This window comes from Polaribacter butkevichii, assembly GCF_038024105.1.
Lineage (GTDB): Bacteria > Bacteroidota > Bacteroidia > Flavobacteriales > Flavobacteriaceae > Polaribacter > Polaribacter butkevichii.
Window position 1 is genome coordinate 2,510,080 of sequence record NZ_CP150661.1, and the last position, 25,837, is coordinate 2,535,916.

Consider the following 25,837-nt stretch of genomic DNA (forward strand, 5'->3'; position numbering starts at 1 on the left):
GTAATTAAGTTAATATTTAAGTGTTGGATATCCGTTTTGGCATACTACAGAAATTGGTGCTTTTGTTATAGAACAGTCTGAAATTATGCCCCATTTAACGTTAAACTCTTTTTCTGCTTGTGTATAAGTTGCTATTTTATTTAAAAAAGAACTAGTGTCTATTCTAGAGGAATACGCAATATAACCTTGCGCACCTCCACAGGCTTTCGCTCCATAGGCTGTAAACAACCAATTACTAGCGTTTGAACAAGAAACACTGTAAGACCACTCCTGAATTTCATTAAATAAATCCATTAAATTTCTGTGCTCAATTTCTTGTGCTGTAAGCTCTCTTTTTACCACCAATTCATTTTCGGTAAGCGATATTATTCTCCATGCATAATCTGTAGGATAGTTTTGTGTAGAAATACGAACAAGTGTATTATCTAACTCAAAAGACCCCTCAATATTAAAGTAAGATAAAGGCGGTGTACCACACCAACCAGAAGTTCGTTCTACCAAATTACCGTTTTCGGTAAATGAAAGCCCATATCCATCATTTGGTAAAGCGTTGGCTCTTTTAAAAGTGGTAGTTTCATCATTATAAACAGGATTTACCCAGGTTCCTAACAATAAATTATCTGCATCTATAGCAACATCATTCTTTTCGCAAGAAAAAAGTACAGTTACAACGAGTAAAAGGAAAAGGTTTTTTAAATTCATTTTTAGCTGTTTTTAATTGGGTAAATTTTCTGATGTTTTTTCTATCTTAGAAATAATACGTATCAATTTATATTCTATTGATGATGCGTCTGCTGGCGGATTTTCTAATTCTTTTTCAGAAATTAAAATTTCATATTCGAAACCTGCTTCATACGTAAAACCGATTATTGAATCATAAAAAAAGTGCCAATCTTGTTTATCTACTTCTCTTACTAAAAAACATTTTTGAGGAGAAATACCCACACAATCTACTTTTTCTGATGCAATTACAAGTGTTTTATTATTTAACCCAAAATCATTTTTTTCGCATGAAACCATCAAAATAAAAATTGCTAGCATTATAGTTTTTAATTTCATTATTGGGTTATTTCTTATAAGATGCAGAAATTTTAAAAAGGTTGCGTCTAATAATGTTATTTTTGCAAAGTATATGGAAAACAATATTTTTAACATCCAAAATCAAGAAGATTTTAAGCAAGTTGCTTTATCCGTTTTTAAACATCAATTTAAAAATAATAGAGTGTACCGATCTTTTTGCGATTTATTATATATTCATCCTTCAGACGTTACAAAGGTGGATGAAATTCCGTTTTTACCGATTCAGTTTTTTAAGAGTAGAGAAGTACTTTCTTCTACCAAAGAGATTCAAGAAACTTTTACAAGCTCTGGTACCACAGGTAGCCTAACAAGCAACCATTATGTAACAGACATTAAGCTTTACGAGGAAAGTTATTTAAAAGGATTTGCTCATTTTTATGGCAATATAGAAGACTATGTAGTTTTGGCGTTATTACCAAATTATTTAGAAAGAAATGGTTCTTCTTTAGTCTATATGGTAGATGATTTAATTAAGAAATCTAAAAACTCAGAAAGCGGATTTTATCTTAATAATATAGCAGAATTAGCCAAAAAACTAACAGATTTAGACCAAAAAGGACAAAAAGTACTTTTAATAGGTGTTTCTTTTGCTTTGTTAGATTTGGTAGAAATGCAACAATTCTACCTAAAAAATACCATTATTATGGAAACAGGTGGTATGAAAGGGCGTAGAAAAGAACTCATTAGAGAAGAATTACACGATATTTTACAAAACGGATTTGGAGTTTCTAAAATTCACTCAGAATACGGAATGACAGAATTATTGAGCCAAGGATATTCTAACGGAAATGGTATTTTTGATACGCCTCCTTGGATGCAGATTCTTACCAGAGACACAGAAGATGCCTTAACCATTCAACAAGTTGGAAAAACAGGCGGAATTAATGTAATAGATTTGGCCAATTATAATTCTTGCTCTTTTATTGCTACGCAAGATTTAGGCAAGGTACACCAAAACGGAACTTTTGAGATTATTGGTCGTTTTGACAATTCTGATATTAGAGGTTGTAATTTAATGGTATTGTAAAAAAATAAGCGATGAAATTTAAATTATTAGAAGAATTTAAAGAGTTTGCCGTAAAAGGAAACATGATAGATATTGCTATTGGTGTTATTATTGGCGCTGCTTTTAATAAAGTAGTTAGTACCTTAGTAAAAGAAGTTTTAATGCCTCCATTAGCGTTTATAACAGATGGTACAAAGTGGGAAAACAAAAAAATTATATTAAGAGAAGCTGTTCTTGTTAAAGAGAAGATTACTGTTGAAGAAATTGCCATTGGTTATGGTAAACTATTTGAAGCAGGCATCGATTTTTTAATTATTGCTTTTACCGTTTTTATGGTTGTAAAAGCAATGAATGCCATGAAAAAGAAAGCAGACGACCCAAAAAACAAAGCTATTGTTACTCCTAAAAACATTGAGTTGATGAACAAAACCAATGAACTTTTAGAAAAACAAAATGAATATCTATTAAAGGTTTTAAATGATAAAAAATAACTATAAACTCGTTTTGTAAACTTATTTATAAAAAACGACTTACTTATTTTTAACCTCTGCATTAAAACCGCTTAATAGTTTTATCAGATAATTAGTAAATCGAAAATTATGAATATTAAAACAACACTTTTTTACCTATTTCTTTTTTCTTTTATCGGTTGCCAATCCGGACAAACCAATACAGCTCCCCAAGTAACTGTAAATAAAGAAAACAACGCACTTTCTATAAACGATGCATTTAATAAATACTGGTATTCTGGTAAAGCAGAATTAAGTAGTTATACTTTAAAACAAGCTAGATACGGTGAAATACGCGATGGTGAAGTTGTTTTAGTTTTTGTTACAGAACCTTTTTCTATAAGCAAACAAGTTAAATTAGACTACCCCAAAAAGGCAGGTAACGACAACGTTTCTGTAATGAAATTAAACCATGTACGTAAGTTTTATACTGGTATTTATGATTATTCTATCATCACCTCTACTTTTACACCTGTCAACACTACAAAGCATCCCTTTACATTAAAATCATCTACAAGTATACAAGAATGGTGCGGACATACTTTTACGCAATTAAACCTTGGTGATAACGCATATAATTTTAAACAATTCTCTTATTTTGAACCTGAAGGCGACGAAGAAAAAACAATAAAAAAAGTCTTTTTAGAAGAAGATTTAATGACCCGAATTCGTATTAACAAAGGGCAATTACCAGAAGGAAAAATAGATTTAATTCCATCTACTATTTACAGTCGTTTTAAGCATAAAAAAATGGACGTAGAAAAAGCAATCATCAGCAAAACAACAACAGACAACACCTTAAATTATCAAATAAAATACCTAAATATTGATAGAATAGTTTCTATTGATGTAGAAAAACAATTTCCGTTCAAAATTTTAGGTTGGTCAGAAAGTGATGAAACTAATTTAATAACAACAGCTACACTAAAAGCAAGTAGAAATGAACCTTATTGGGAACAACATAAATTAGCAAACAAGCCCAAAAGAAAAGAGCTAAAGTTAAATTACTAATAGCGTCTTTTTTCTCTTAAAATCGATATATATTTAATTATTTTACTGATAAATTTTAATTTCCTTACAAAACGATTCTAAGCGTTAAATTTTGATAAAATAAATTAAAATACTCAACCTTACCAATGCTTAAAATTTTTATAAAATATTTACAACTCAATCATTAACTTTGAATAAAAAGATTGGACTTATTTAAAACAAGAAAATACAGCAGAAAAAAACAATACCTAATAAGTGTTTTACTTATTACAATAACGGCTGTATTATGTTTTATATCTATTAATATTATTGGTTACAGAGCTGTTGCCCTTATTTTGCTTTTAGTAGTTTCTGTTAATGCCATTCTTTTTGACATTTACCCTGTATTACTTTCTTCAATATTAAGTGCCTTAATTTGGAATTTCTTTTTTATTCCGCCAACATTTAATTTACACATTGGCACAGCAGAAGATGCATTAATGTTTTTAATGTATTTTGTTATTGCCTCTATAAATGCCGTTTTAACTTACAAAATTAGAGAAGTAGAACGAAAGGAAAGAGATGAGGCTGAAAAAGAAAAATCTATTAAATTATACAATACTTTACTTAATTCACTTTCTCATGAACTAAGAACCCCCATTGCAACCATAATTGGTGCAATAGACACCATTAAAGACCCCCAAACTAACATTTCTGAAAACAACAAAAATGAACTTTATACAGAGATTGAAATTGCAAGCTTTCGGTTAAACCAACAAGTAGAAAATCTTTTAAGTATGAGCAGGCTTGAGGCTGGTTTTATTAAACCCAAAATAGACTGGTGCGATTTAAACGAACTTGTTTTCGCTGCAATTAAAGACAATGCAGATGACGCTAGCCAGCATAACATTAAGTTTTTAGCAAATGAGCAGCTACCACTTTTTAAAATAGACAACGGTTTAATACAACAAATTCTTTACAACTTAATTCATAATGCTATTCAGCATACACCAAAAAACACTACTATATCAATTGAATTAGACTATAATGAAACACATTGTATTATCTCTATTTTTGATAATGGAAAAGGATTCCCTGACAATGAAATTGATAATGTTTTTAATAAATTTTACCGTTTAACAAGAACCTCTACTGGCGGAACTGGTTTAGGCCTTTCTATTGTAAAAGGCTTTACAGAAGCAATGAACGGAAAAGTTTATTTAGAAAATTTATTGCAAGGTGGCGCTAAATTTAGAATTGAAATTCCTTGTGAATTTTCACTAAACATACATATAGAAAATGAATAAGGCAGAAATACTCATTATTGATGATGAACCACAAATAAGAAAATTACTTCAAATAAATTTAGAAAGTAACAATTATAAAGTAACCCAAGCCAGTACCGGAAATGAAGGCTTAATTTTATCTGCCAACCATCCACCAGAGTTAATTTTACTAGATATTGGGTTACCCGATAAAAGCGGCCACGACATTTTAAAAGAACTAAGAGAATGGTATAATAAACCTATCATTATTCTATCTGTACTAGACAATGAAACCGATATTGTTTCTGCGCTAGATAATGGTGCAACCGACTATTTAACCAAACCTTTCCGCACAGGCGAACTTTTGGCTAGAATACGTTCTGCAATAAAACGAAGTCAAAATACCGAAAATAATTCTGTTATTATTTGTGGATCTATTATCATTGATTTAGTAGCCCGCATTGTAAAACGAAATGATGAAATTATAAAACTTACATCTACAGAATATAATTTATTGGCCTTATTTGCTAAAAACGAAGGCAAAGTTTTAACACATCAATATCTTCTAAAAGAAATTTGGGGTTACAGCTATCAAACCGAAACGCAATACCTGCGTGTTTTTGTTGGTACACTTCGTAAAAAAATTGAAAAAAACCCAAATAACCCACAACATATTATTACAGAAAGCGGTGTTGGTTATCGTTTTCAATAGTCTTTATAAAATCTTTATAGATACTGTCTAATTATTAATTTTTTACTTATCCCTTTCAGCCCACCTTTGTAGTATCAAAAAAAACAAAGAAATGAAATGGGATATTTTTTATAATGAGGATAATGCAAAACCATACCAATCTATTAAAAATTGGCATAAAGATATAGCGCATTTAATTATTCCTACAATTATAATGGTGGCTTTTGTAATTGCCATTTATCTCTATTTCTCTTTCTAATTTTATACTATAAACCTTGTTAAATAATAAAATTAAATAACATGAAAAAGATTACAAAAACATATCGAAAATTTCAATTATCACTAACTCCCCAACAAAATCTACTTTATGGTTTTTTAACTTATACTATAATAGGTTGGGCATTGCTGTGCGTCCCGTTTTTTCACAAGCAAACCATTTCAATAGTAGACAATTTGTTTATTGCCACATCGGCTATTTCAACCACCGGATTAGTAACTGCTAGTATTTTTGACACTTATAATGGCTTGGGTCAATTTATTATCATGTTGCTTTTTCAAATTGGTGGTATTGGGTATATGACTTTTACTTCCTTTATATTACTATCAAAAAAGAGTCCGTTAACACATTGGCATCACCGTGTATTAAATGCAGAATTTACCATGCCTAAAGGTTTTGAATTGAAAGATTTTTTAAAATCGGTCATCATTTTTACATTTATAGTAGAAACCATTGGTGCATTGTGTTTTTACATTGCCTTTAGACAAGAAGGAGTTGAACATAATTTTGCCATTTGGAGCAGTATTTTTCATAGTGTTTCTGCTTTTTGTACTGCTGGTTTTGGACTCTATAACAATAGCTTTGAACAATTTTCTGGTAACACTTCTATAAACACTATTATTTCTGTATTAGCCATAAGTGGATCATTAGGTTTTATTGTAGTTACCGATATTTGGAATAGAATTGTTGGTAAAACAAAAAATATCACCTTTACAACCAAAATTATTTTCGGGGCAATTATTACACTACTATCCATTGGTACAGCAATGATTTACTTTTTTGAACCTTCTGTAAATCATTTAAGCGAAAACAAACTTATGATTTCCTTTTTTCAATCTATGACTGCCTTAACTACAGTAGGTTTTAACACTGTACCAATAGGTTCGTTTTCTTTAGGTATTATGCTAATAATTATCTTTTTAATGTATGTGGGCGCTTCTCCGTCTGGTACAGGCGGTGGTTTAAAAACAACCACTTTAACAGCACTAATTGCTATAATGTGGAACAGAATTAGAAATAATAAACAAGTTACTTTTTTAGGAAAAGTAATTCCGTTAGAACGTTTATATGTAGCAACTTCCATTTTTATGTTGTATGCATCTGTTATTTTTATTTCTACCTTTTTATTAGCTATCACAGAAAATTTACCTCTTCATCAAATTTTATTTGAAACTACATCTGCTATTAGTACCGTGGGTTTAAGTACAGGCATAACTGGTAATCTAAGTACCTGGGGAAAATTGGTAATAATCTTTGTGATGTTTATAGGCAGGTTAGGCTTGCTAACTTTTGGTTTAGCTATTTTAGCTAGAAAAAACAAACTTAAAACCATTGAAGATGAAAGCGATTTGGCTGTTTAATAAAATAATATCAATTTTAAAAGCACTCTTCTTTTAAAAACATAAATTAACAGGTGTAGTTAAAAAGAGAATATTTAAAGTTAAATTATTAACAAACTCTTTGGTTTTCTATTCAGTAAATTAGTTTCTTCTATTGTAGAATTATAAGCAGTTATGACTTTTTTTTGTTAATAGTTTACATTTTATTTAAATTTGATAGGTATTAATTTTTACAATAAACTATGGTATTCTACAACAAAGTAAAATGGGTTCTTGGTATTTTAATGGTTTTTATATTAATTATTGCAACAAATCTTATTGATAGAAACAATTTTTCTAGAGTTAAAGATTCTGTTGTTGCAATTTATAAAGATAGACTTATTGCAAAAGATTTAATCTTTAAAATGTCTAACTCAGTACAAGAAAAAGAGTTGGCTGTTGTTGCTTCAGATTCCGTATTTTTTTCAAACAGAAATAAAAAAGTTAGCCAAGATATTCAAGATTTTGTTAAGCTGTTTGAACAAACAAATCTAACACTACAAGAGAAAAAAATATTTAGTGATTATAAAAATAATTTAGAAATATTAAAAAGCTCAGAAACCAATTTCATCCAGTCTAAATTTGCTGATAAAACACCTTTAATCAATCATATTTCATCAGTAAAACTAAATCTTAATGATTTGTCAAAAATTCAGTTAGATGAAGGTAAAAGACAAATGTTTTTAAGTGAAAAAGCCATTGATTCGGTAGAGCTTTTTACAAAAATAGAAATTTATATATTGATTTTTCTTGCAATTCTAATTCAAGTAATTGTTATTTACAAACCAAAAGAAAACTAAAATTTAAAGCATCTATTAATTTTCTACACACAGAATAATAAAAAGCATTCGCTTTATAAAAAACACAAAACCTAAATTATAAAGCATTAAATACTCATTATTCCTCGGACTATTCTTATTACAAATCGTTGATGATTCTCAATCTGTTGACGCAAATATTGGCATTAAAAATGTGAAATCTACCCAACGTACAAGCTAATACACTATTATAAAAAATAAATCAAAAGTAACTTAAGCCGTGTATAATTAATGGTTTAAACACGCCAATAACCAAACACCTTTAAAAAAACCTTTAAAAAAACCTTTAAAAAAACCTTTAAAAAAACCTTTAAAAAAACCTTTAAAAAAACCTTTAAAAAAACCTTTAAAAAAACAAAAAGAGTGAAAATTTTAAAATTTTCACTCTTTTTGTTTTAATCCTTCCCTACAATACCTCAACTTTATTTCTTACACAGTTCTTAACCCTAAATCTACCTTTCAATTCCCTGAATTTAAATCACTAGAAACAGAAATTCATCAACAGTTAAAAGTAATATTTCTTTAACTATTTTATCTCTTCGAAAAGAAAGCGAAAACACGTACAAAACACCCCTCTTTTTTAATCCGTTAAAGATCAAATTCTTATAAATTTTATAATAATCTGATTCTTAAGCACTTTTTTAAATTTAAAAAACATATATTTGGGTACCCAAACTGGTTAACCAAAATTATGCTTCAAAAAAAATCAACAATTATCTTTATTATGGGAGTTTCTGGGGTTGGTAAAAGCACCATAGGAAACTTGCTATCAGAAAAATTAAACATTCCGTTTTTTGATGGAGATGATTTTCATCCCGAAGAAAATATTTTAAAAATGTCTAAAGGAGAGGCATTAAATGATAATGACAGATTGGGTTGGTTACAAACCTTAAATAAACTTGCCAAAGAGCAATTAAAAAAAGGCGGTTGTATTATTGTTTGTTCTGCTTTAAAAGAAAAATATCGCGATATTTTAAATGCAAAAATAAAAGAAAATGCAAAATGGGTTTTTCTAAATGGTTCTTTCGAGCAAATAAAAGAAAGAGTAAACAATCGTAAAGGGCATTTTATGAGTTCTGATTTGTTAAAATCTCAATTCGATATTTTAGAAACTCCCAAAAACGCCATTGATATAAATATAAATTTAACACCAAATAATATAGTAGAAATGATTAGTAAGGAAATCTTAAAAAAGTCAGAATTTGGTTTATTCGGATTAGGGGTTATGGGTAAAAGCCTTAGTAGAAACCTAGCAAATAAAGGGTTTAACATATCTCTATTTAACAGACACATTAAAGACACAGAAGAAGATGTTGCAAAAAACTTTAAAAATGAATTTAAAGAATTGTCAACAAGTCTTCCTTTTGATAATATAGAAGCATTTGTAAATTCTCTAGAAAAACCCAGAAAAATCATGTTAATGGTAAATGCTGGTAAAATTGTAGATGATGTTATAGAAGATCTTTTGCCGTTTTTAGATGCTGGAGATATTTTAATAGATGGTGGTAATTCTAACTACAACAAAACAAAAGAACGTTTTGATTATTTAAAATCTAAAAACATCCATTTTGTTGGTGCCGGAGTTTCTGGTGGAGAAGAAGGTGCATTAAAAGGTCCTTCTATTATGCCTGGGTGTCCTAAAGAAGTTTACAAAAATGTACAACCTTTTTTAGAAGCCATTGCCGCTAAAGATGCTAATAATTTGCCTTGTTGTACTCATATAGGAACCGAAGGAAGTGGCCATTTTGTAAAAATGGTACACAACGGAATTGAGTATGTAGAAATGCAATTATTAGCAGAAGTGTTTGTAATGTTAAAAGCATTAGGTAAAAACCCAGATGAAATAGCTAATATTTTAGAATCATGGAAAGCAACTACCAACAGTTATTTATTAGAAATAACTGTTGACATCCTAAGAAAAAAAGAAGGAGATGACTGGTTAGTTCATAAAATAATGGACAAAGCAGGCAATAAAGGAACAGGAAACTGGACCACCATTGCCACTGCAGAATTAGGAGTGCCTAGTACCATGATTGCTTCTGCATTGTTTGCGAGATACACTTCTTTTTATAAAGAGGAACGTGTGAATGCTAGTGAAAGCTTTAAAGAAAATACGACACAAAATTTAAACTTAACTACGGGTGATATTTTAGAAGGATATCAATTTGCAAGAATTATAAATCATTACCAAGGATTAAAATTAATTCAAGAGGCTTCTAAAAGTTATCATTGGGATTTAAACTTAAGCGAATTGGCTAGAATTTGGACAAATGGTTGCATCATTAAATCTGACTTAATGGTAGAATTGGTTACGGTATTTAAATCGACCGATAATTTATTGACGGATAAAAGCATAATTCAAAAGATAAAAGCATTAAAACCAAGCATCAAAAAAGTGGTTTCTGAGGGTGTTTTAAACGAATTAGCAGTTCCTAATTTTAGCGAATCTATTAATTTCTTAAACAGTTTTGCAGTTGCAAATTCATCAGCAAATTTAATACAAGCACAACGCGATTATTTTGGAGCGCACACCTATCAAAGAATTAATGACGATTCTAATAAATTCTATCATACAGAGTGGAATAATTAACTAAATAAAAAACAATTAACTATGACAACAACCCAAAATAAAAAGTCATTTCTAAAAAAAATAATAGCAGTTATTTTAGGATTTGGCCCTGGGATTTTCGCCATTGGATATACCATTGGCACTGGTAGTGTAACTTCTATGATTGTTGCAGGTAGTAAATTTAACATGCAATTATTATGGGTGTTATTGTTAAGTTGTATTTTCTCTGGAATTTTAATGTTTGCCTACGGAAATTACGCTTTACTAACAGGAGAAACTGCCCTTTACGGATTTAAAAAACATTTAAAATATGGTAAAGTTTTAGCCATTTTAGTTATTGTGGGTATTACGTTTGGTCAATGGAATTCTCTAATGGGAATTTTAGGTATTTCTGCCAATATTATTTTTGAAATACTTGCCGTAAATTTTGAAGGTTTAGCTGCATATAAATATGAAACCGTTTTAATTACAGCCATTATAATTATAATTACTTTTTACTTATTAATGTTGGTCGGTAAATATACTTTCTTCGAGAAAATACTTGTCATATTTGTAACCTTAATGGGATTCTCGTTTATACTATCACTATGTTTTGTACAACCTTTACCATTAGATGTTGTAAAAGGATTAATACCAACCATACCAAACGTTGTTGGTGGTAAAATGTTGGTGGCCGCCTTTGTAGGTACCACTATGGCATCGGCAACATTCTTATCGAGACCATTATTTGTAAAAGGAAAAGGCTGGACTATTAAAAACTTAGATCAACAAAAAAAAGACTCTATAACCGCCGCTATTTTAATCTTTATTATTAGTGGTGTTATCATGGCAGTGGCTGCAGGAGCTTTGTTTTACCAAGGTAAAGAAGTTACACAAGTATTAGATATGGCAAATACTTTAGAACCTGTGGCAGGTAAATGGGCGGTTTCTATTTTCTTTTTTGGTGCTTTAAGCGCAGGTTTGTCATCAATTTTTCCTTGTTTGTTAATTGCACCTTTATTAATTGCAGATTATCAATCTGGCAAGTTAGATACCAATTCGCGTCAGTTTAGAATCATCACTGCTATTGCTTGTTTAGTTGCATTAATTGGGCCAGCATTTGGTGCAAATCCTATAGAAATTCAAATTTTATCGCAAGTATTTAATGTATTTGTATTACCCATTGTAATCCTCGGAATTATATTAATGTTAAGTAGCAAAAAAGTAATGAAAGACTATAAGACAACTTTAGGTGTATACATTGGTTTGTTTGCTGCCTTGTTCTTTTCTCTAGTAATTTCTTACAACGGCATATTGGCACTTTTAAATTACTTTTAAACAACTAAGAGCGGTTTCTAAATGTATTTAAAAAAGAGAGTATCATCAATTAAAACAATCAATTAAAGTGAAAATAAGTTTAATAAATGAAAATTCTAACAGAATTGTACAGAATGATGTGATCTGTAAAATTCGTGATTTAATTAACGCTAAAAATTTAGAGCGTGGAGATAAATTGCCTTCTGAGAGAATGATGTCAGAAAAATTTAATGTAAAAAGAAACCATATTAGAGAAGCCATAAGAAAGCTAGAGTTTTACGGAATCTTAAAATCCATGTCTCAGAGTGGTACTATTCTAGCCATAGGGTTAACTGGGTTTAATGGCATGGTAGAAGAAATAATAGCGCTAGATGCACCTACTTTTAATGAATTAGTAGAAACCAGAATCTCATTAGAATTAAAGACCGTAAGATTAGCGGCAGAAAGAAGAACAGAGGTAGATTTAAAACGAATAAAAGACACTTTAAATGCTTTTAAAGAAAAAATTACTATTGGAGACGATTATTTAGAAGAAGACTTATTGTTTCACTTAGCAATTGCAAAGGCTAGCCAAAACAGTACAATGGTTTCTCTAATGCTTTTAATAACGCCACCTATTTTAATTACTTACGATAGAGCAACTGTATGTGAAGGTGATAAAGTAATTTCTGAAATTAAAAAACACGAAGATATTTATTTAGCAATAGCAGCTAAAGACGTAGAACTTGCTTCAAAGATGATGAATGATCACTTTTTTAAATTATCAAAACACATAGAAAACGAAGAAACAATTAAACCTAAATTATAAAAAAATGAAAAATAATAAAATAACATCGGTAGCTGCATGCCTAATTCTTGGCGTTTTTCTAACCCTTAACAGTTGTTCTAAAACCGCTAAAAAGGAAGAAAAAAAAGAAACAGAAAAAACCGTTTACGCAAGTGACGTAATTCCGTTTTTTGATCATTGGAAATTAATTTTAGGTGATGGATCTAACGCTGGAGTTGCAAATAATTTTGAGCATAAAGACTTCTTTTTTACTGCAAATGAAGGTAATGAAAATTGGGTTGTTTTTAAAACGCCAAATGCCGGACATACACACGGAACCTCTAACAATACAAGAACAGAATTAGCACAATCTAAAAAATGGACGCCTAAAACCGATGCCAATTTAAAAGCAACTTTAAAAGTAAAGAATGTATCTGTTACTGGCGATGCTCGTGTAGCAGCATCTTACTCGGTTGTTGTAGGTCAAATTCATAGTGCCGATGGTTTAGAGAATGAGCCATTAAAAATATTTTACAAAAAATTTCCTGGTCATACCAAAGGTTCTGTTTTTTGGGATTACGAAATTAACACCGCTGGTGATGACAATGCTGGAAGATGGGATTTTTCTACAGCTGTTTGGGGATATGATTTATCTGTTGTAGGTAGCGATGTAAGCACATATCCAGAAGAGCCGAAAGACGGAATTGCTTTAGACGAAGAATTTAGTTATGAAATAGATATTAAAGATGGTATTATGACCTTAACTTTTACAAGTGAAGGACATGAAACGAAAACATTTACAAAAAACATAATCGTTTCAGAATACACAACAAAGGCAGATATTCCAGAGCAAACTCAAAAATTATTTGTATCCATTGGTCAAGACGGAGTAGAACGTCCAGAGGCATATACTGGTGAAGGCTGTTTCTTTAAACTAGGAAACTACAACCAAACAAACGGAAAATCTCCTGAAATAAATAAAAACTGGTGTTCTGGTGCAGAAACTCATGGAGGAGACATTCAAAAACAATACGCAGACGGAAATTATACAGAAGTTTGGTTTAAAACAGCCAACATTACCATAAGTGATGATGCTTATTCTAACGATGGTTATTTTGCTAAAAATGATTTCTTGTACAAAAAACAAGCAAAACAGTAAAACTTAGCTACAATATAGCATTACACTTTTTAAAAACAAAACACCTTATAGACACAGAAACATCATGAAAATCAATCATAAATTAGCAGGTAAAAACGTACTTATAACTGCTGGAGCACAAGGAATTGGAGAATCTATTACCAAACATTTTATAGATAGTGGAGCCAATGTAGCTATCCATTATTTTTCGAGTTCAGATACAGCCAATCAATTAGTAGCAGATGCAACTAGTAAAGGAGTAAAAGCAATTGCTATTGCTGGTGATTTAACAAAAGAAACCGATGCAATTACAATAGTAGAAAAAACGATAGCCGCGTTTGGAAGTTTAGACATCCTTATTAACAACGCAGGCTCACTTGTTGCTCGTAAAATGCTAAACGAAATGGAAGCTGAATTTTGGCACAAGGTTATGGACATTAACATGACCTCTATGATGTTTGTTACAAAAGCAGCAGCGCCACATTTAGCAAAGAACAACACTAGTAGTATTGTTAATTTGGCATCACTTGCGGGGCGTAAAGGTGGTCATCCAGGATCATTGGTCTACGCTACAAGTAAAGGAGCTATTTTAACATTTACAAGAGCATTATCTACAGAATTAGGTCCTCAGGGAACTAGAGTAAACGCTGTTGCCCCAGGTTTAATTTTAGGTACTTCGTTTCATAACACACACACAACAAAAGAATCTGCAGCTGCAACAACAGCAGGTATACCAATTCAAAGAGCAGGTAATGCAGCAGACGTAGCAAGAGCAGTTTTGTATTTAGCATCAGAATACGATGGTTTTATTACCGGAGCTACCCTAGATATTAATGGAGGTGTTTATAATATGTAATTCATAATTTTTTAAAATATAATTTTATGCTAAAAACTCCGATTATACACCCAACAATTATGGAAACACTTGCGCGTTCTGGTCATTTTGCGCAAGTGGTTATTGCAGACGGTAATTTACCTGTTGGCGCCATGACAGGTCCTAACTCTACAACGGTACATCTTAATTTTAAACCAGGATTGTTAGATGCACTTACCGTACTAGAAGGCATCTTAGAAGTTTGCCCTGTACAAGGAGCAATCGTTATGGAAAAACCTGCCGAAGCAAATGCAGAAATACATGATGCTTATAAAAAATTACTAGGAGATGTAACTTGGGATGAAATGGAACGTTGGGCTTTCTACGATAAAATTAGAGACCCAAACACCACTTTAATTATTCAAACAGGAGAACAGCGTAGATTTGCTAATTTAATACTAACTGTTGGCGTTGTAAAAATGGCAGAAGAAAGTGGATTTTAGGAAATTGAACACCTTATTTTATTTATAAAAAACAAACAAAATGAATATAAAACTCACAAAAGCATTCGTACAACCATTTTTTTTGATAGGCGTTGCTTTATTAGTTAGCAGTTGTTCTAACACACCCAAAAAACCGACTGTTAGAAAAGAAGCAACATCAATAACATATCCAAGTGATGTTATTCCGTTTATGGATCAATGGAATATTCTTTGTGGAGATGGAAAGAAAATTAAAAACTTAACAAACAAAGAACATAAAGACTTTTTTTATGTTGCTAATGATGGAAAAACAGATTGGGTAGTTTATAAAACACCTAATTCTGGAATTACTTCTAGAACCTCTAGTAATACAAGAACAGAACTAGGACAAAATAAAAAATGGTTAACTGAAGTTGGAGGTAAGTTAACAGGTACCGGAAAAGTAATGCATGTTTCCACCTCTGGTGATGCAAGAGTTGCCGCTTCTTATTCGGTGGTTATTGGACAAATACATGGAAATGGCGGACATGAAAATGAACCTTTAAAAATATTTTATAAAAAATTTCCGGGACACAAAAAAGGGTCTATTTTTTGGAATTATGAAATTAACACCAAAGGTGATAACGCTAAAAGGTGGGATTATTCTACAGCAGTTTGGGGATATGATATGTCTGTAGTTGGAGACACTGCTACTTCTTACCCAGAAGAACCAGAAAATGGTATTGCGTTAGGCGAAGAATTCAGTTATACAATAAACGTATTTAACGGCGTAATGTATCTTACTTTTAAAAGCGAAGGTCACAAAACTAAAAAGTTTACAAAGAGCTTAATCAAATCAGAATTTTCTAAAAAGTCAGATATTCCTCAACAAATTTTAACACTGTACGCAGCAATTGGTCGTGATGGTGTAGAACAAGAAAATGGATATGCAGGAGAACTACAAAACTTTAAGCAAGGTGCCTACAACCAAACAAACGGTAAAGACCCAAAAGACAATATCGTTTGGCATACCGGCTCAGAAACCTATAATGGTGATATTGCAAAACAATATGCAAATGGATGCTATGCAGAAGTATGGTTTAAACAAGCAACCGTTGGCGCGGGTACAAAGCCAAGTGAAGAGTAGTTTTTAACGAGTATCAACTCGTATTTGATAAGAAGCAAAAAAGGTGAAAATTTAAAAATTTTCGCTTTTTTTTTATGTATTTTTTTTGTTTAGGTTACTCAATTATTTAAAGCATTAAAACTCAGAAAGAATTAAATGCTTTTTTTGGATTAAAAGAATCAAACGACATTTTTGTAAATGGATACTTATTAAATAAATAAGTATGCTATTATTAATGAATGTATAAGGGAAATTCAGTTAATAAAAGAGGGGAATCTGTTATTAAAGGATAAAGTATTAAACATAATAATCTGATGAAATATTTTTCAACACAGTTTATAAAAAATTGCTTGTTTAACTAAATCTATGTTTGTTGCTCGTTTGCTAACTTCTAATTTTTCTTCAGAAAATCTTCTTACATAAACACACAACCTACCATATACATTAAAGTTAAACAAACCTTTCTCAAAAAAACACCCTTGACTTTCTCAAAAAAACAGCTAACTTCGTTTAACTTCTGATAAAATGAATTAAAACTCACCTTATCATTTTAGTTGTAAAACATTAAATAAGTCTACCCACTAATTAAGTATACACTTAAAATCTTAATTAACACCTATCACTATTTAATTTATTTGTGTAATTCTTAAATAACGAATACCTTTGTTTAAGTTTAAACATAATTACAATGAAAACATTCAAATCAGGAAATCGTATAAATCAAGGAACTTATAAAAGCTTCCAACCTAATAAGATAAATCAACAATGGGGAATTGAGGATATGGAAGTATTGAACCTTTTAAGTCAAGCCGATAGGCAACTAGGAAGACTTGATATGTATTCGGAATATATTCCAAATATTGAATTATTTATTAGTATGCACGTCTTAAAAGAAGCAACTCAATCAAGTAAAATAGAAGGAACTAAAACGAATATTGAAGATGCTCTATTAGATAAAGAAGATGTAAATGATGAAAAAAGAGACGATTGGGAAGAAGTTCAGAATTATATAGAAGCTTTAAACTCTGCAATAAAAAACCTCGAAAAATTACCGTTTTCTTCACGATTAATTAGAGAAACTCACAAGATATTATTACAAGGTGTAAGAGGGAAACACAAACTTCCTGGAGAATTTAGGAGTAGTCAAAATTGGATAGGTGGCGCAAGCATTAATGATGCTACTTTTATCCCTCCTATTCACTCTAGCATCAATGAATATATGGGAGATTTAGAAAATTTTGCACATAATTCTGAATCATTTTTTCCTGACTTACTTAAAATAGCATTAATCCATTATCAATTTGAAACAATCCATCCATTTTTAGATGGAAACGGAAGAGTTGGACGATTAATGATTACTTTATATTTAGTAGAAAAAGGAATACTAAAAAAACCAATCCTATACCTTTCAGACTTTTTTGAAAGAAATAGAATTCTATATTATGATAACCTTACAAAGGTTAGAGAAAAAGATGACTTAAGTCAATGGTTTAAATTTTTCTTAGTTGGAGTTATAGAAACGACTAAAAGTGGTATAAATACATTTGATAGTATTTTAAAACTACAAAAAGAAGTTGAAATTAAACTTCAAACATTAGGAAGTAGGTCTCATAATGCTCAACTTATTTTGAATCATTTATTTCAAAAACCAATTATAGATGCTCAAAAAGTGAAGGAATTAACAAGCCTTTCTTCTCCATCTGTTTATAAACTAATAGATGAGCTAGAAAAGCTTGAAATATTAACAGAAATAACAGGAGCAAAAAGAGGGAAAATATATTCGTTTAGAGAATACACTAGACTTTTTAAATAAGACTTTTACAACACCATGTATAAAAAATTACTGCTTTTTGCTTTATTCCTTGTTCCATTTTTTTCCTATTTATTTTATTAATTAATCGGAAATTATACGCTTATTTATTCGTAAATTTCCATACACAAACTCGTTAAACGAACCTTCCAAAAAAAAGGCGAAAATTTAAAATTTTCGCCTTTTTTTTATACATTATTTTCACTGAAACTACTCATTTTTTAAAGCATTCCAACCTTGTGCTTTCAATTCAATTTCTTGTGCTGCTCTTGTTACCAAATTTAACCCTTGGTTTTCTGCAGTAATATGACCAATAATAGAAAAATTAGGATTTCCTTTTATTTTATCAAAATCTGCAATAGGCACTGTAAATAACAGTTCGTAATCTTCACCTCCGCTTAAAGCAACCATGGTAGAATCTAATTCAAACTCTTCACAAGCAGAAATTACTTGCGGATCTAAAGGCAATTTATCTTCATACACCTTACAACCTACTTTACTTTGCGTACAAATATGAAAAAGTTCTGACGAAAGTCCATCAGAAATATCAATCATAGAAGTTGGTTTTACCTCCAATTCTTTTAATAAGCCAGCAATATCTCTACGTGCTTCTGGCTTTAATTGACGTTCAATTAAATAAGTATAGCTATCTAAATCTGGCTGATTATTAGGGTCTACTTTAAAAACTTGTTTCTCTCTTTCTAAAACCTGTAAACCTAAATAAGCCGCACCTAAATCTCCAGAAACCACAATTAAGTCTGTTTCTTTTGCGCCATCTCTATACACAACATCGGCTTTTTCTGCCTTACCAATTGCGGTAACAGAAATTAAGATTCCTTTGGTAGACGAAGTAGTGTCTCCACCAATTAAATCTACTTTATAGGTTTCACAAGCCAACTGAATACCCGCATACAATTCTTCTATTGCTTCTAACGGAAACCTGTTAGAAACCGCAATAGAAACGGTAACTTGTTCTGCAACTCCATTCATTGCATACACATCAGATAAGTTTACCATAACCGCTTTGTAACCTAAATGTTTTAGCGGCATATAACTTAAATCGAAATGTACACCTTCTATCAACAAATCTGTGGTTACTAGAGTTTGTTTATCCGAAGCATCTAAAACAGCAGCATCATCTCCAACAGCTTTTACTGTTGATGTATTTTGTACCTTAAAATATTTTGTAATATGATTGATTAAACCAAACTCACCTAGTTCGGCTAACGATGTCTTTTGTGTATTTTTATCTTCTAACATTTTGCAAAGATAGGTACATTCTAAAAAAGGACAGAACTACTTTAATACCTAATATGAATCTTTTTTATATTTTAAATAGTATTTTTGATTTACAGTCTACAACAATAATAAAATCATAAGAAACGTTTCATAGATTCTAAAAGTAATTAAATGTTTAAAAATATATTTTTCTTAGTGCTAATATCCCTTATTTATAGTTGTACAAAAAAGGATGTTTTTGATAGAGAAAACCAAGTTATTATTAATCCTATTGCCAAATGCGAGAATGGTTTAGCCGGAGAATACCCTTGTAATGACTACGATTTATTAACGCATTTTTCTTTAGAAGATATTGGCGGAACAGACACTACAATTTCTACTTGTTGGGGTTGGTCTGATACAGAAACCAAAAAAGAATTTGCTTTAGTTGGCACCAATAAAGGGGTTACGTTTATAGAAATCACAAACCCTGCAGATGCTAAAATTTTGGGTACACTTAAAACAACAGGTACTCGTATTTTAGATATAAAAAGATATCAATCTTTTGCATTTATTGTTAATAATGATGCCACTAATAATTTACAGATTTTTAACCTAGAACAACTAAGAAATGTTGGTACTACGCCAACAGATTTTATAAGCCATAAAGAAGGTGTTTATAATGATAACCCGCAAAGTATTGCTATTAATGAAGAAAGCAACTTTATTTATTTTTTAGGCTCTAAGAATAACAAAGGCGGACCAATATTTTACAACATATCTGTAGTTCCTGAACCTAAATTTAAAGGAAGTTACCAAGAAAACTCTTACGATAATCCTGCAAAAGTGGTCACCTACAACGGACCTGATGCAGCTTATATAGGTCAAGAAATTTTAATAGGAAGTAATGAAGATGAACTTGTTATTTTAAATGTAACTGATAAAGAAAACCCTGTTAAAATAGCGACTATAAGCTACGTAAATAGTAGCAAAACAACCAAAGCATCTTTTACTGAAGATTATAAATATGTTATTATTGGTGATGAAAGCGATGCACAAAACAAAACTGTAATTTTAGATGTATCTGATCTAGATAATCCTGTGCATCATTTAGATTTTGAAGGAACTACAACTGCAATTGACCACGCAGGTTTTGTAAAAAACGACAAATATTACCAAGCAAATACAACTGCTGGCTTACGAGTTTTAGATCTTTCTGATATAGAAAATAAAATAGTAACAGAAAGTGGTTTTTTTGATACTTATCCAGAAAATGATACGCAAGAAACCAAAGGAGCTTTGAATGTTTTTCCTAATTTATCAAGTGGAAACATCTTAATTACAGATACAGAAAAAGGTTTTTTTGTAGTAAGAAAAAGTAAATCGTAACCATAAGCTTATTAATTTTCTAAAAAAAAAGAAGTACTTTTAGTATTCAAATACTTTTAGATATGATTCGTTTTATTGTAGTCTGTTTTTTTATTTTTAGTTGTACCTTAACCTCAACTGCACAAGAATTACAAGAAATTGCAGAAGCGGAAGCTAAATCTGCGGCAACAAAAATTCAGTTTAAAGCAAACCCAAACACCTCAAATTATAATATTACTTATCATAAATTAGAGTTTACTGTAGATCCTGCAATAGCAGATATTGCAGGAAAAGTAACCACAAATTTTACTGCTTTAGAAAACCTAACTACAGTTACTTTTGATTTAGATGATCACATGACGGTAACTTCGGTTACTCAAAACAACAATTCAGTTTCCTTTACTCAAAATTCAAATGACGAATTAGTAATTACACTTCTAAACACTATAAGTAAAGGAGACTCTGCATCTGTTTTAATAGCGTATCATGGAACCCCAATAAGTAAAGGTTTTGATTCTTTTGAAGCTTCAACCCATGGAGAAAACGCTACACCAATTCTTTGGACACTCTCTGAGCCTTATGGCGCTTTAGATTGGTGGCCTTGTAAACAAGATTTAAATGATAAAATAGACACTATTGACGTGTACATTACAGCACCAGAACAATATGTTTCCGTTTCCAACGGATTAGAGCAAGGCACAACAACTAGCTTAGGACTTAAAACAACACACTTTAAACATCAATACCCAATTCCGGCTTATTTAATTGCCATTGCAGTTACAAATTATACTACGTATTCGCATCAAGTTTCTCATAAAGACAACAACTTTCCGATTGTGAATTATGTGTACCCAGAAAACATAGCGTATGCACAAAGTAATACAGGTATTACAGTGGATATTATGAAAAATTTTATCGATTTGTTTGGCGATTATCCTTACAAAAACGAAAAATACGGACACGCTCAGTTTGGTTGGGGCGGAGGAATGGAACACACAACAGTTTCTTTTATGGGAAATTTTGGTAGAGGTTTAATTGCCCACGAACTAGCGCACCAATGGTTTGGTGATAAAGTCACTTGCGGTAGTTGGAAAGATATTTGGTTAAATGAAGGTTTTGCAACCTACTTATCTGGTTTAACAATAGAACATTTAGATGGAGATGCTTCTTTTAAAAACTGGAGAAATACTACTATAAATACGGTAACCAAATCTACAAGCGGAGCCGTTTACCTTTCTGATATAGACACCACAAGTGTTAGCAGAATTTTTGATAGTAGATTAACCTATAATAAAGGTGCCATGGTTTTGCACATGCTTCGTAAAAAACTAGGAGATACTAACTTTTTTAAAGGTGTAAAAAACTACATAACCGATCCTAATTTGGCATACGGTTACGCTAAAACTCCAGATTTAATAGCACATCTAGAAACTGCAAGTAGTTTAGATTTAAACGAGTTTTTTAACGATTGGGTGTACAATCAAGGATATCCAACTTACAACATAAATTGGCATCAACCAACAACAAACACCATAAGCATACAGTTAAACCAAGCGCAGAGTCATCCTTCTGTTTCTTTCTTTGAAGCCAATGTTCCAATACGCTTAAATGGAACAAACGGAGAAGTTTTAGATTTGGTTTTAAACAACTTAACTAACGGAGAAATATTTGTAGAAAATGTAAATTTTACTGTAAGTTCTATCGATTTTGACCCAGATTATCACTTAATTTCTAGAAACAGTACTATAACCTTAGGTTTAGAAAACAATAATTTTACATCAGAAAATATCTCTTTGTTTCCGAACCCAGTAAGTGATTTTTTAACAATTGAAACATCAGAAAATAATACGTTTAAAAATGCACTTCTTTTTAATGCTTTTGGTAAAGAAATACTAAAATCTAGTAACAAACAGATAAACCTTAGTGAGCTAAGTGCTGGTGTTTATTTTATTGAAATTTTTACAGATGTTGGAAACTTATATAGAAAGATTATTAAAGAGTAATTTTTTTAATTGAAATGTTCTAGACACAAAATTTCTGAAAAAGAAATTTCACTCGAACTGACAATAAGTATTATTCAAAAGACTTCTTAAGCGGAAATGACAAAACTGGGTGTAATAAAAACATACAATAACACGTTCAATTTGTCATTTCGAAGTATTGAGAAATCTCATAACAGTGATAACACAACACCTTCCAAACTTTATGTGATTTCTCCCAAAAAGGTCGAAATGACAAAACTGGATGGAAACAAAACTGAACGCAGAAAAAACTAAACGAAAAAAAACACAAAGCTTGTCACTTCGAAATATTGAGAAGTCTCATAACAGTGATACCACAAAATTGTGGTAACAAAAATTGTATCGAGATGTTTTTAATCCCTATCACCAGTTTATAAATTAGTTTTTCTATTTTTACCGATATAAATAAACAACTCCTTGATTTCTATAACAACTTCAGAAAATAAAAAAGTCTATTTTGCATCCGATCAACATTTTGGAGCACCAACGCCAGAAGCTAGTTTTCCTCGCGAAAAAAAGTTTGTTGCTTGGTTAGACGAAGTAAAAAAAGATGCAGAAGCTATTTTTTTATTAGGTGATTTATTCGACTTTTGGTTCGAGTATAAAACAGTTGTGCCAAAAGGTTTTGTTAGAGTTTTAGGTAAATTAGCCGAAATAAAAGATAGCGGAATTCCTATTTACTTTTTTATTGGTAATCATGATTTATGGATGAATGATTATTTCGAAAAAGAACTAAACATACCAATATATCATGAACCTCAAGAATTTTTAATCAACAATAAAAAGTTTTTAATTGGGCATGGAGATGGTTTAGGCCCTGGAGATCATGGTTACAAACGTATGAAAAAAGTGTTTACATTTCCTTTATTTAAATGGATGTTTAGATGGTTACATCCAGACTTAGGTGTACGTTTAGGACATTATATGTCTGTAAAAAACAAACTAATTTCTGGGGATGATGATGCTAAATATTTAGGGGATGATAATGAATGGTTGGTACTGTATTGTAAAGAAAAACTAACCCAACAACATTACGATTATTTTGTGTTTGGGCACAGACACCTTCCTTTAGAAATAAGTCTTAAACAAAATTCAACTTATATAAATCTAGGAGATTGGATTCAATATTTTACCTACGGAAAATTTAATGATTCCGAATTTAAACTGTTAAAATACAATAATAATTCCCTTTAAATTAAACAGAAACTTACGAAATCTTTAACCTACTTTTAACAAATAGCAATATGTTAAAATTGTAGCTTTGTTTTCGTAAAAAATAACACCTAATACAATATTACAATGGATGTAGATGTAAGAGCTATTAATGAAAAAATAGAAAGAGAAAGTGCCTTTATAGACATTCTTACTTTAGAAATGAATAAAGTAATTGTTGGGCAAAAACAAATGATAGAAAGTTTGTTAATTGGCTTAATTGGTAATGGACACATTTTGTTAGAAGGGGTTCCTGGATTGGCAAAAACATTAGCAATTAATACTTTGTCTAAAGCGGTACAAGCTAGTTTTAGTAGAGTACAATTTACACCAGATTTATTACCTGCAGATGTTGTTGGAACCATGATTTACAACATGAAAGAAAATGGTTTCGAAATTAAAAAAGGACCTATTTTTGCAAACTTTGTGTTAGCAGATGAGATTAACAGAGCGCCAGCAAAAGTGCAATCTGCTTTATTAGAGGCAATGCAAGAACGCCAAATTACTATTGGTGATACTACTTTTAAATTAGATGAGCCTTTCTTGGTAATGGCAACTCAAAACCCGGTAGAACAAGAAGGAACCTATCCTTTACCAGAAGCACAAGTAGATAGGTTTATGCTAAAAGTGGTAATTGATTATCCTAAATTACAAGACGAGCAAATTATTATGCGTCAAAATTTATCTGGCGGATTTTCAAAAGTAAATCCTGTAGTTTCTGTAGATCAAATTATAAGAGCAAGAGAAGTTGCTAACGAAGTGTATATGGATGAAAAAATTGAGAAATACATTCTTGATATCATCTTTGCAACTCGTTATCCTGAGAAATACAACTTACCACAATTAAAAGATTTAATTAGTTTCGGTGCATCACCAAGGGGAAGTATTAACCTTGCAAAAGCTGCAAAATGTTATGCTTTCATCAAAAGAAGAGGGTATGTAATACCAGAAGATGTTAGAGCAGTTGTTTTTGATATTTTACGTCACAGAATAGGAATTACCTATGAAGCGGAAGCAGAAAACGTAACTTCTGTAGACATTATCAATTCTATTATTAACGAGATTGAAGTACCATAGATAGTTGGCAGTAAAAACAGTAGCAGTAGGCAGTTGCTTACTCATGTTTTAAAAAACCGATTCAATTACACGCTTCAACAATTAAACAATTACACGTTGCAAACTAAGGAGATACTTAAAAAAGTTCGTAAAATAGAAATTAAGACAAAGCGTTTGTCTAATGATATTTTTGGAGGTGAATACCATTCATCATTCAAAGGACGTGGTATGACTTTTTCTGAAGTAAGACAATACCAATTTGGCGATGATGTAAGAGCCATTGATTGGAATGTTACTGCGCGTTATAACGAACCTTATATAAAGGTTTTTGAAGAAGAGCGTGAGTTAACCATGATGCTTTTGGTAGATGTTTCTGGCTCTGAATTATTTGGTACATCAACGCAGTTTAAAAAAGATACTGTTACAGAAATTGCCGCTACATTAGCCTTTTCTGCCACGCAAAATAACGATAAAGTAGGTTTAATTTTATTTTCTGATGATGTAGAACTTTTTATCCCTCCTAAAAAAGGAAAAAGTCACGTTTTACGAATTATTAGAGAATTAATAGAATTTAAACCTAAAAGTAAAAAAACCAATATTGCTGCCGCTTTAAAATTTTTATCTAGTGTGATGAAAAAAAGAGCCATTGTTTTTATGTTATCAGATTTTATGGATGATGATTACGAAAAAACATTAAAAATTGCGGCAAATAAACATGACTTAACAGGAATTAGAATTTTTGATAAACATGATGAGGAAATTCCTAATTTAGGGATGGTACCAATGTTAGATTCAGAAACTAGAGAAGTTAAGCTGATAAATACAGCATCGAAATCTGTAAGAACAAGCTACAAAGCAAACGCACTACGTTTAACAGATTATTATATAAACATGTTTAAAAGAAGCGGTGCTGGTGCTGTAAATGCTAGAGTTGATGAAAACTATGTGAAAAAATTACTAGGTTATTTTAAACATAAAGGAAGATAGT

Annotated in this window: 24 protein-coding genes; 21 read left to right on the plus strand and 3 right to left on the minus strand. The window is 30.9% G+C overall.

Translation table 11 applies throughout. The features are described from left to right. Positions 1-9: 9 nt before the first annotated feature. Positions 10-702, minus strand: a complete 693-nt coding sequence (locus tag WG951_RS10695) for a hypothetical protein (protein ID WP_105049814.1) — start codon at positions 700-702, stop codon at positions 10-12. Positions 703-714: 12 nt separating this feature from the next. Then, on the minus strand, positions 715-1,059 hold the full coding sequence (locus tag WG951_RS10700) for a DUF4377 domain-containing protein (RefSeq protein WP_170062916.1): 345 nt from the start codon (positions 1,057-1,059) through the stop codon (positions 715-717). Between the two features lie 73 nt (positions 1,060-1,132). On the opposite strand from WG951_RS10700, the gene WG951_RS10705 reads away from it, so the two are divergent. From WG951_RS10705 to WG951_RS10780, 16 genes are all read left to right on the plus strand, one after another. Then, positions 1,133-2,107 carry an acyl transferase gene (locus WG951_RS10705; protein WP_105049812.1) on the plus strand — a complete coding sequence of 325 codons (975 nt, stop codon included), beginning with the start codon at positions 1,133-1,135 and terminating at the stop codon, positions 2,105-2,107. A gap of 11 nt (positions 2,108-2,118) precedes the next feature. Beyond that, on the plus strand, positions 2,119-2,577 hold the full coding sequence (mscL, locus tag WG951_RS10710; RefSeq protein WP_105049811.1) for a large conductance mechanosensitive channel protein MscL: 459 nt from the start codon (positions 2,119-2,121) through the stop codon (positions 2,575-2,577). Between the two features lie 108 nt (positions 2,578-2,685). After that, entirely contained in the window at positions 2,686-3,606 is a 921-nt protein-coding gene (locus WG951_RS10715; protein WP_105049810.1) for a hypothetical protein, read from the plus strand. Positions 3,607-3,788: 182 nt separating this feature from the next. After that, entirely contained in the window at positions 3,789-4,871 is a 1,083-nt protein-coding gene (locus WG951_RS10720) for a sensor histidine kinase (RefSeq protein ID WP_211296738.1), read from the plus strand. Further along, complete coding sequence (locus tag WG951_RS10725) at positions 4,864-5,541, plus strand: response regulator (RefSeq protein ID WP_105049809.1); 678 nt, start codon at positions 4,864-4,866, stop codon at positions 5,539-5,541. The genes WG951_RS10720 and WG951_RS10725 overlap by 8 nt, the downstream gene beginning before the upstream one ends. 91 nt (positions 5,542-5,632) lie before the next feature. Continuing rightward, positions 5,633-5,779: a hypothetical protein gene (locus WG951_RS10730; protein WP_170062915.1), complete on the plus strand. Its 147-nt coding sequence runs from the start codon at positions 5,633-5,635 to the stop codon at positions 5,777-5,779. Positions 5,780-5,820: 41 nt separating this feature from the next. Continuing rightward, a complete protein-coding gene (locus WG951_RS10735) occupies positions 5,821-7,158 on the plus strand; it encodes a TrkH family potassium uptake protein (RefSeq protein WP_105049808.1) in 1,338 nt (445 codons plus the stop codon). A gap of 221 nt (positions 7,159-7,379) precedes the next feature. Beyond that, positions 7,380-7,976 carry an MCP four helix bundle domain-containing protein gene (locus WG951_RS10740; RefSeq protein WP_105049807.1) on the plus strand — a complete coding sequence of 199 codons (597 nt, stop codon included), beginning with the start codon at positions 7,380-7,382 and terminating at the stop codon, positions 7,974-7,976. Positions 7,977-8,685: 709 nt separating this feature from the next. After that, positions 8,686-10,584 (plus strand): NADP-dependent phosphogluconate dehydrogenase, encoded by a 1,899-nt coding sequence (gndA, locus tag WG951_RS10745; protein WP_105049806.1) that lies wholly within the window; start codon positions 8,686-8,688, stop codon positions 10,582-10,584. 21 nt (positions 10,585-10,605) lie between these two features. After that, positions 10,606-11,880 (plus strand): NRAMP family divalent metal transporter, encoded by a 1,275-nt coding sequence (locus tag WG951_RS10750; protein WP_211296737.1) that lies wholly within the window; start codon positions 10,606-10,608, stop codon positions 11,878-11,880. 67 nt (positions 11,881-11,947) lie between these two features. Further along, complete coding sequence (locus WG951_RS10755; protein ID WP_105049805.1) at positions 11,948-12,667, plus strand: FadR/GntR family transcriptional regulator; 720 nt, start codon at positions 11,948-11,950, stop codon at positions 12,665-12,667. A gap of 4 nt (positions 12,668-12,671) precedes the next feature. Next, positions 12,672-13,784: a polysaccharide lyase family 7 protein gene (locus tag WG951_RS10760; protein ID WP_105049804.1), complete on the plus strand. Its 1,113-nt coding sequence runs from the start codon at positions 12,672-12,674 to the stop codon at positions 13,782-13,784. Between the two features lie 64 nt (positions 13,785-13,848). Continuing rightward, on the plus strand, positions 13,849-14,619 hold the full coding sequence (locus tag WG951_RS10765; protein ID WP_105049803.1) for an SDR family NAD(P)-dependent oxidoreductase: 771 nt from the start codon (positions 13,849-13,851) through the stop codon (positions 14,617-14,619). A 26-nt stretch (positions 14,620-14,645) separates the two neighbouring features. Further along, entirely contained in the window at positions 14,646-15,080 is a 435-nt protein-coding gene (locus tag WG951_RS10770) for an RbsD/FucU domain-containing protein (protein WP_105049802.1), read from the plus strand. Positions 15,081-15,120: 40 nt separating this feature from the next. Further along, positions 15,121-16,185, plus strand: coding sequence for a polysaccharide lyase family 7 protein (locus tag WG951_RS10775; protein WP_105049801.1), 1,065 nt, complete (start codon positions 15,121-15,123; stop codon positions 16,183-16,185). Positions 16,186-16,852: 667 nt separating this feature from the next. Continuing rightward, a complete protein-coding gene (locus WG951_RS10780) occupies positions 16,853-17,977 on the plus strand; it encodes a Fic family protein (RefSeq protein WP_105049800.1) in 1,125 nt (374 codons plus the stop codon). A gap of 207 nt (positions 17,978-18,184) precedes the next feature. Here WG951_RS10780 and thiL read toward each other — a convergent pair whose 3' ends face one another. Next, on the minus strand, positions 18,185-19,234 hold the full coding sequence (thiL, locus tag WG951_RS10785; RefSeq protein WP_105049799.1) for a thiamine-phosphate kinase: 1,050 nt from the start codon (positions 19,232-19,234) through the stop codon (positions 18,185-18,187). Positions 19,235-19,384: 150 nt separating this feature from the next. Here thiL and WG951_RS10790 point away from each other — a divergent pair, with 150 nt between their 5' ends. The 5 genes from WG951_RS10790 (at position 19,385) to WG951_RS10810 (ending at position 25,836) form a co-directional block, all read left to right on the plus strand. Further along, positions 19,385-20,581 (plus strand): choice-of-anchor B family protein, encoded by a 1,197-nt coding sequence (locus WG951_RS10790; RefSeq protein ID WP_105049798.1) that lies wholly within the window; start codon positions 19,385-19,387, stop codon positions 20,579-20,581. Between the two features lie 62 nt (positions 20,582-20,643). Beyond that, complete coding sequence (locus WG951_RS10795) at positions 20,644-22,563, plus strand: M1 family aminopeptidase (protein ID WP_105049797.1); 1,920 nt, start codon at positions 20,644-20,646, stop codon at positions 22,561-22,563. A gap of 435 nt (positions 22,564-22,998) precedes the next feature. Further along, positions 22,999-23,775: a UDP-2,3-diacylglucosamine diphosphatase gene (locus tag WG951_RS10800; protein WP_170062914.1), complete on the plus strand. Its 777-nt coding sequence runs from the start codon at positions 22,999-23,001 to the stop codon at positions 23,773-23,775. A gap of 105 nt (positions 23,776-23,880) precedes the next feature. After that, entirely contained in the window at positions 23,881-24,870 is a 990-nt protein-coding gene (locus WG951_RS10805; RefSeq protein WP_068447642.1) for an AAA family ATPase, read from the plus strand. A gap of 96 nt (positions 24,871-24,966) precedes the next feature. Continuing rightward, positions 24,967-25,836 (plus strand): DUF58 domain-containing protein, encoded by an 870-nt coding sequence (locus WG951_RS10810; protein WP_105049796.1) that lies wholly within the window; start codon positions 24,967-24,969, stop codon positions 25,834-25,836. Position 25,837: the final 1 nt, after the last annotated feature.

Coding starts and splice junctions, on each gene's coding strand:
- WG951_RS10725 (WP_105049809.1), top strand. CDS start 4,864: ATGAATAAGGCAGAAATACTCATTATTGATGATGAACCACAAATAAGA.
- WG951_RS10695 (WP_105049814.1), bottom strand. CDS start 702: ATGAATTTAAAAAACCTTTTCCTTTTACTCGTTGTAACTGTACTTTTT.
- WG951_RS10775 (WP_105049801.1), top strand. CDS start 15,121: ATGAATATAAAACTCACAAAAGCATTCGTACAACCATTTTTTTTGATA.
- WG951_RS10765 (WP_105049803.1), top strand. CDS start 13,849: ATGAAAATCAATCATAAATTAGCAGGTAAAAACGTACTTATAACTGCT.
- mscL (WP_105049811.1), top strand. CDS start 2,119: ATGAAATTTAAATTATTAGAAGAATTTAAAGAGTTTGCCGTAAAAGGA.
- WG951_RS10740 (WP_105049807.1), top strand. CDS start 7,380: ATGGTATTCTACAACAAAGTAAAATGGGTTCTTGGTATTTTAATGGTT.
- WG951_RS10790 (WP_105049798.1), top strand. CDS start 19,385: ATGTTTAAAAATATATTTTTCTTAGTGCTAATATCCCTTATTTATAGT.
- WG951_RS10795 (WP_105049797.1), top strand. CDS start 20,644: ATGATTCGTTTTATTGTAGTCTGTTTTTTTATTTTTAGTTGTACCTTA.
- WG951_RS10735 (WP_105049808.1), top strand. CDS start 5,821: ATGAAAAAGATTACAAAAACATATCGAAAATTTCAATTATCACTAACT.
- WG951_RS10705 (WP_105049812.1), top strand. CDS start 1,133: ATGGAAAACAATATTTTTAACATCCAAAATCAAGAAGATTTTAAGCAA.
- WG951_RS10780 (WP_105049800.1), top strand. CDS start 16,853: ATGAAAACATTCAAATCAGGAAATCGTATAAATCAAGGAACTTATAAA.
- thiL (WP_105049799.1), bottom strand. CDS start 19,234: ATGTTAGAAGATAAAAATACACAAAAGACATCGTTAGCCGAACTAGGT.
- WG951_RS10700 (WP_170062916.1), bottom strand. CDS start 1,059: ATGAAATTAAAAACTATAATGCTAGCAATTTTTATTTTGATGGTTTCA.
- WG951_RS10770 (WP_105049802.1), top strand. CDS start 14,646: ATGCTAAAAACTCCGATTATACACCCAACAATTATGGAAACACTTGCG.
- WG951_RS10715 (WP_105049810.1), top strand. CDS start 2,686: ATGAATATTAAAACAACACTTTTTTACCTATTTCTTTTTTCTTTTATC.
- WG951_RS10760 (WP_105049804.1), top strand. CDS start 12,672: ATGAAAAATAATAAAATAACATCGGTAGCTGCATGCCTAATTCTTGGC.
- WG951_RS10730 (WP_170062915.1), top strand. CDS start 5,633: ATGAAATGGGATATTTTTTATAATGAGGATAATGCAAAACCATACCAA.
- gndA (WP_105049806.1), top strand. CDS start 8,686: ATGCTTCAAAAAAAATCAACAATTATCTTTATTATGGGAGTTTCTGGG.
- WG951_RS10750 (WP_211296737.1), top strand. CDS start 10,606: ATGACAACAACCCAAAATAAAAAGTCATTTCTAAAAAAAATAATAGCA.
- WG951_RS10805 (WP_068447642.1), top strand. CDS start 23,881: ATGGATGTAGATGTAAGAGCTATTAATGAAAAAATAGAAAGAGAAAGT.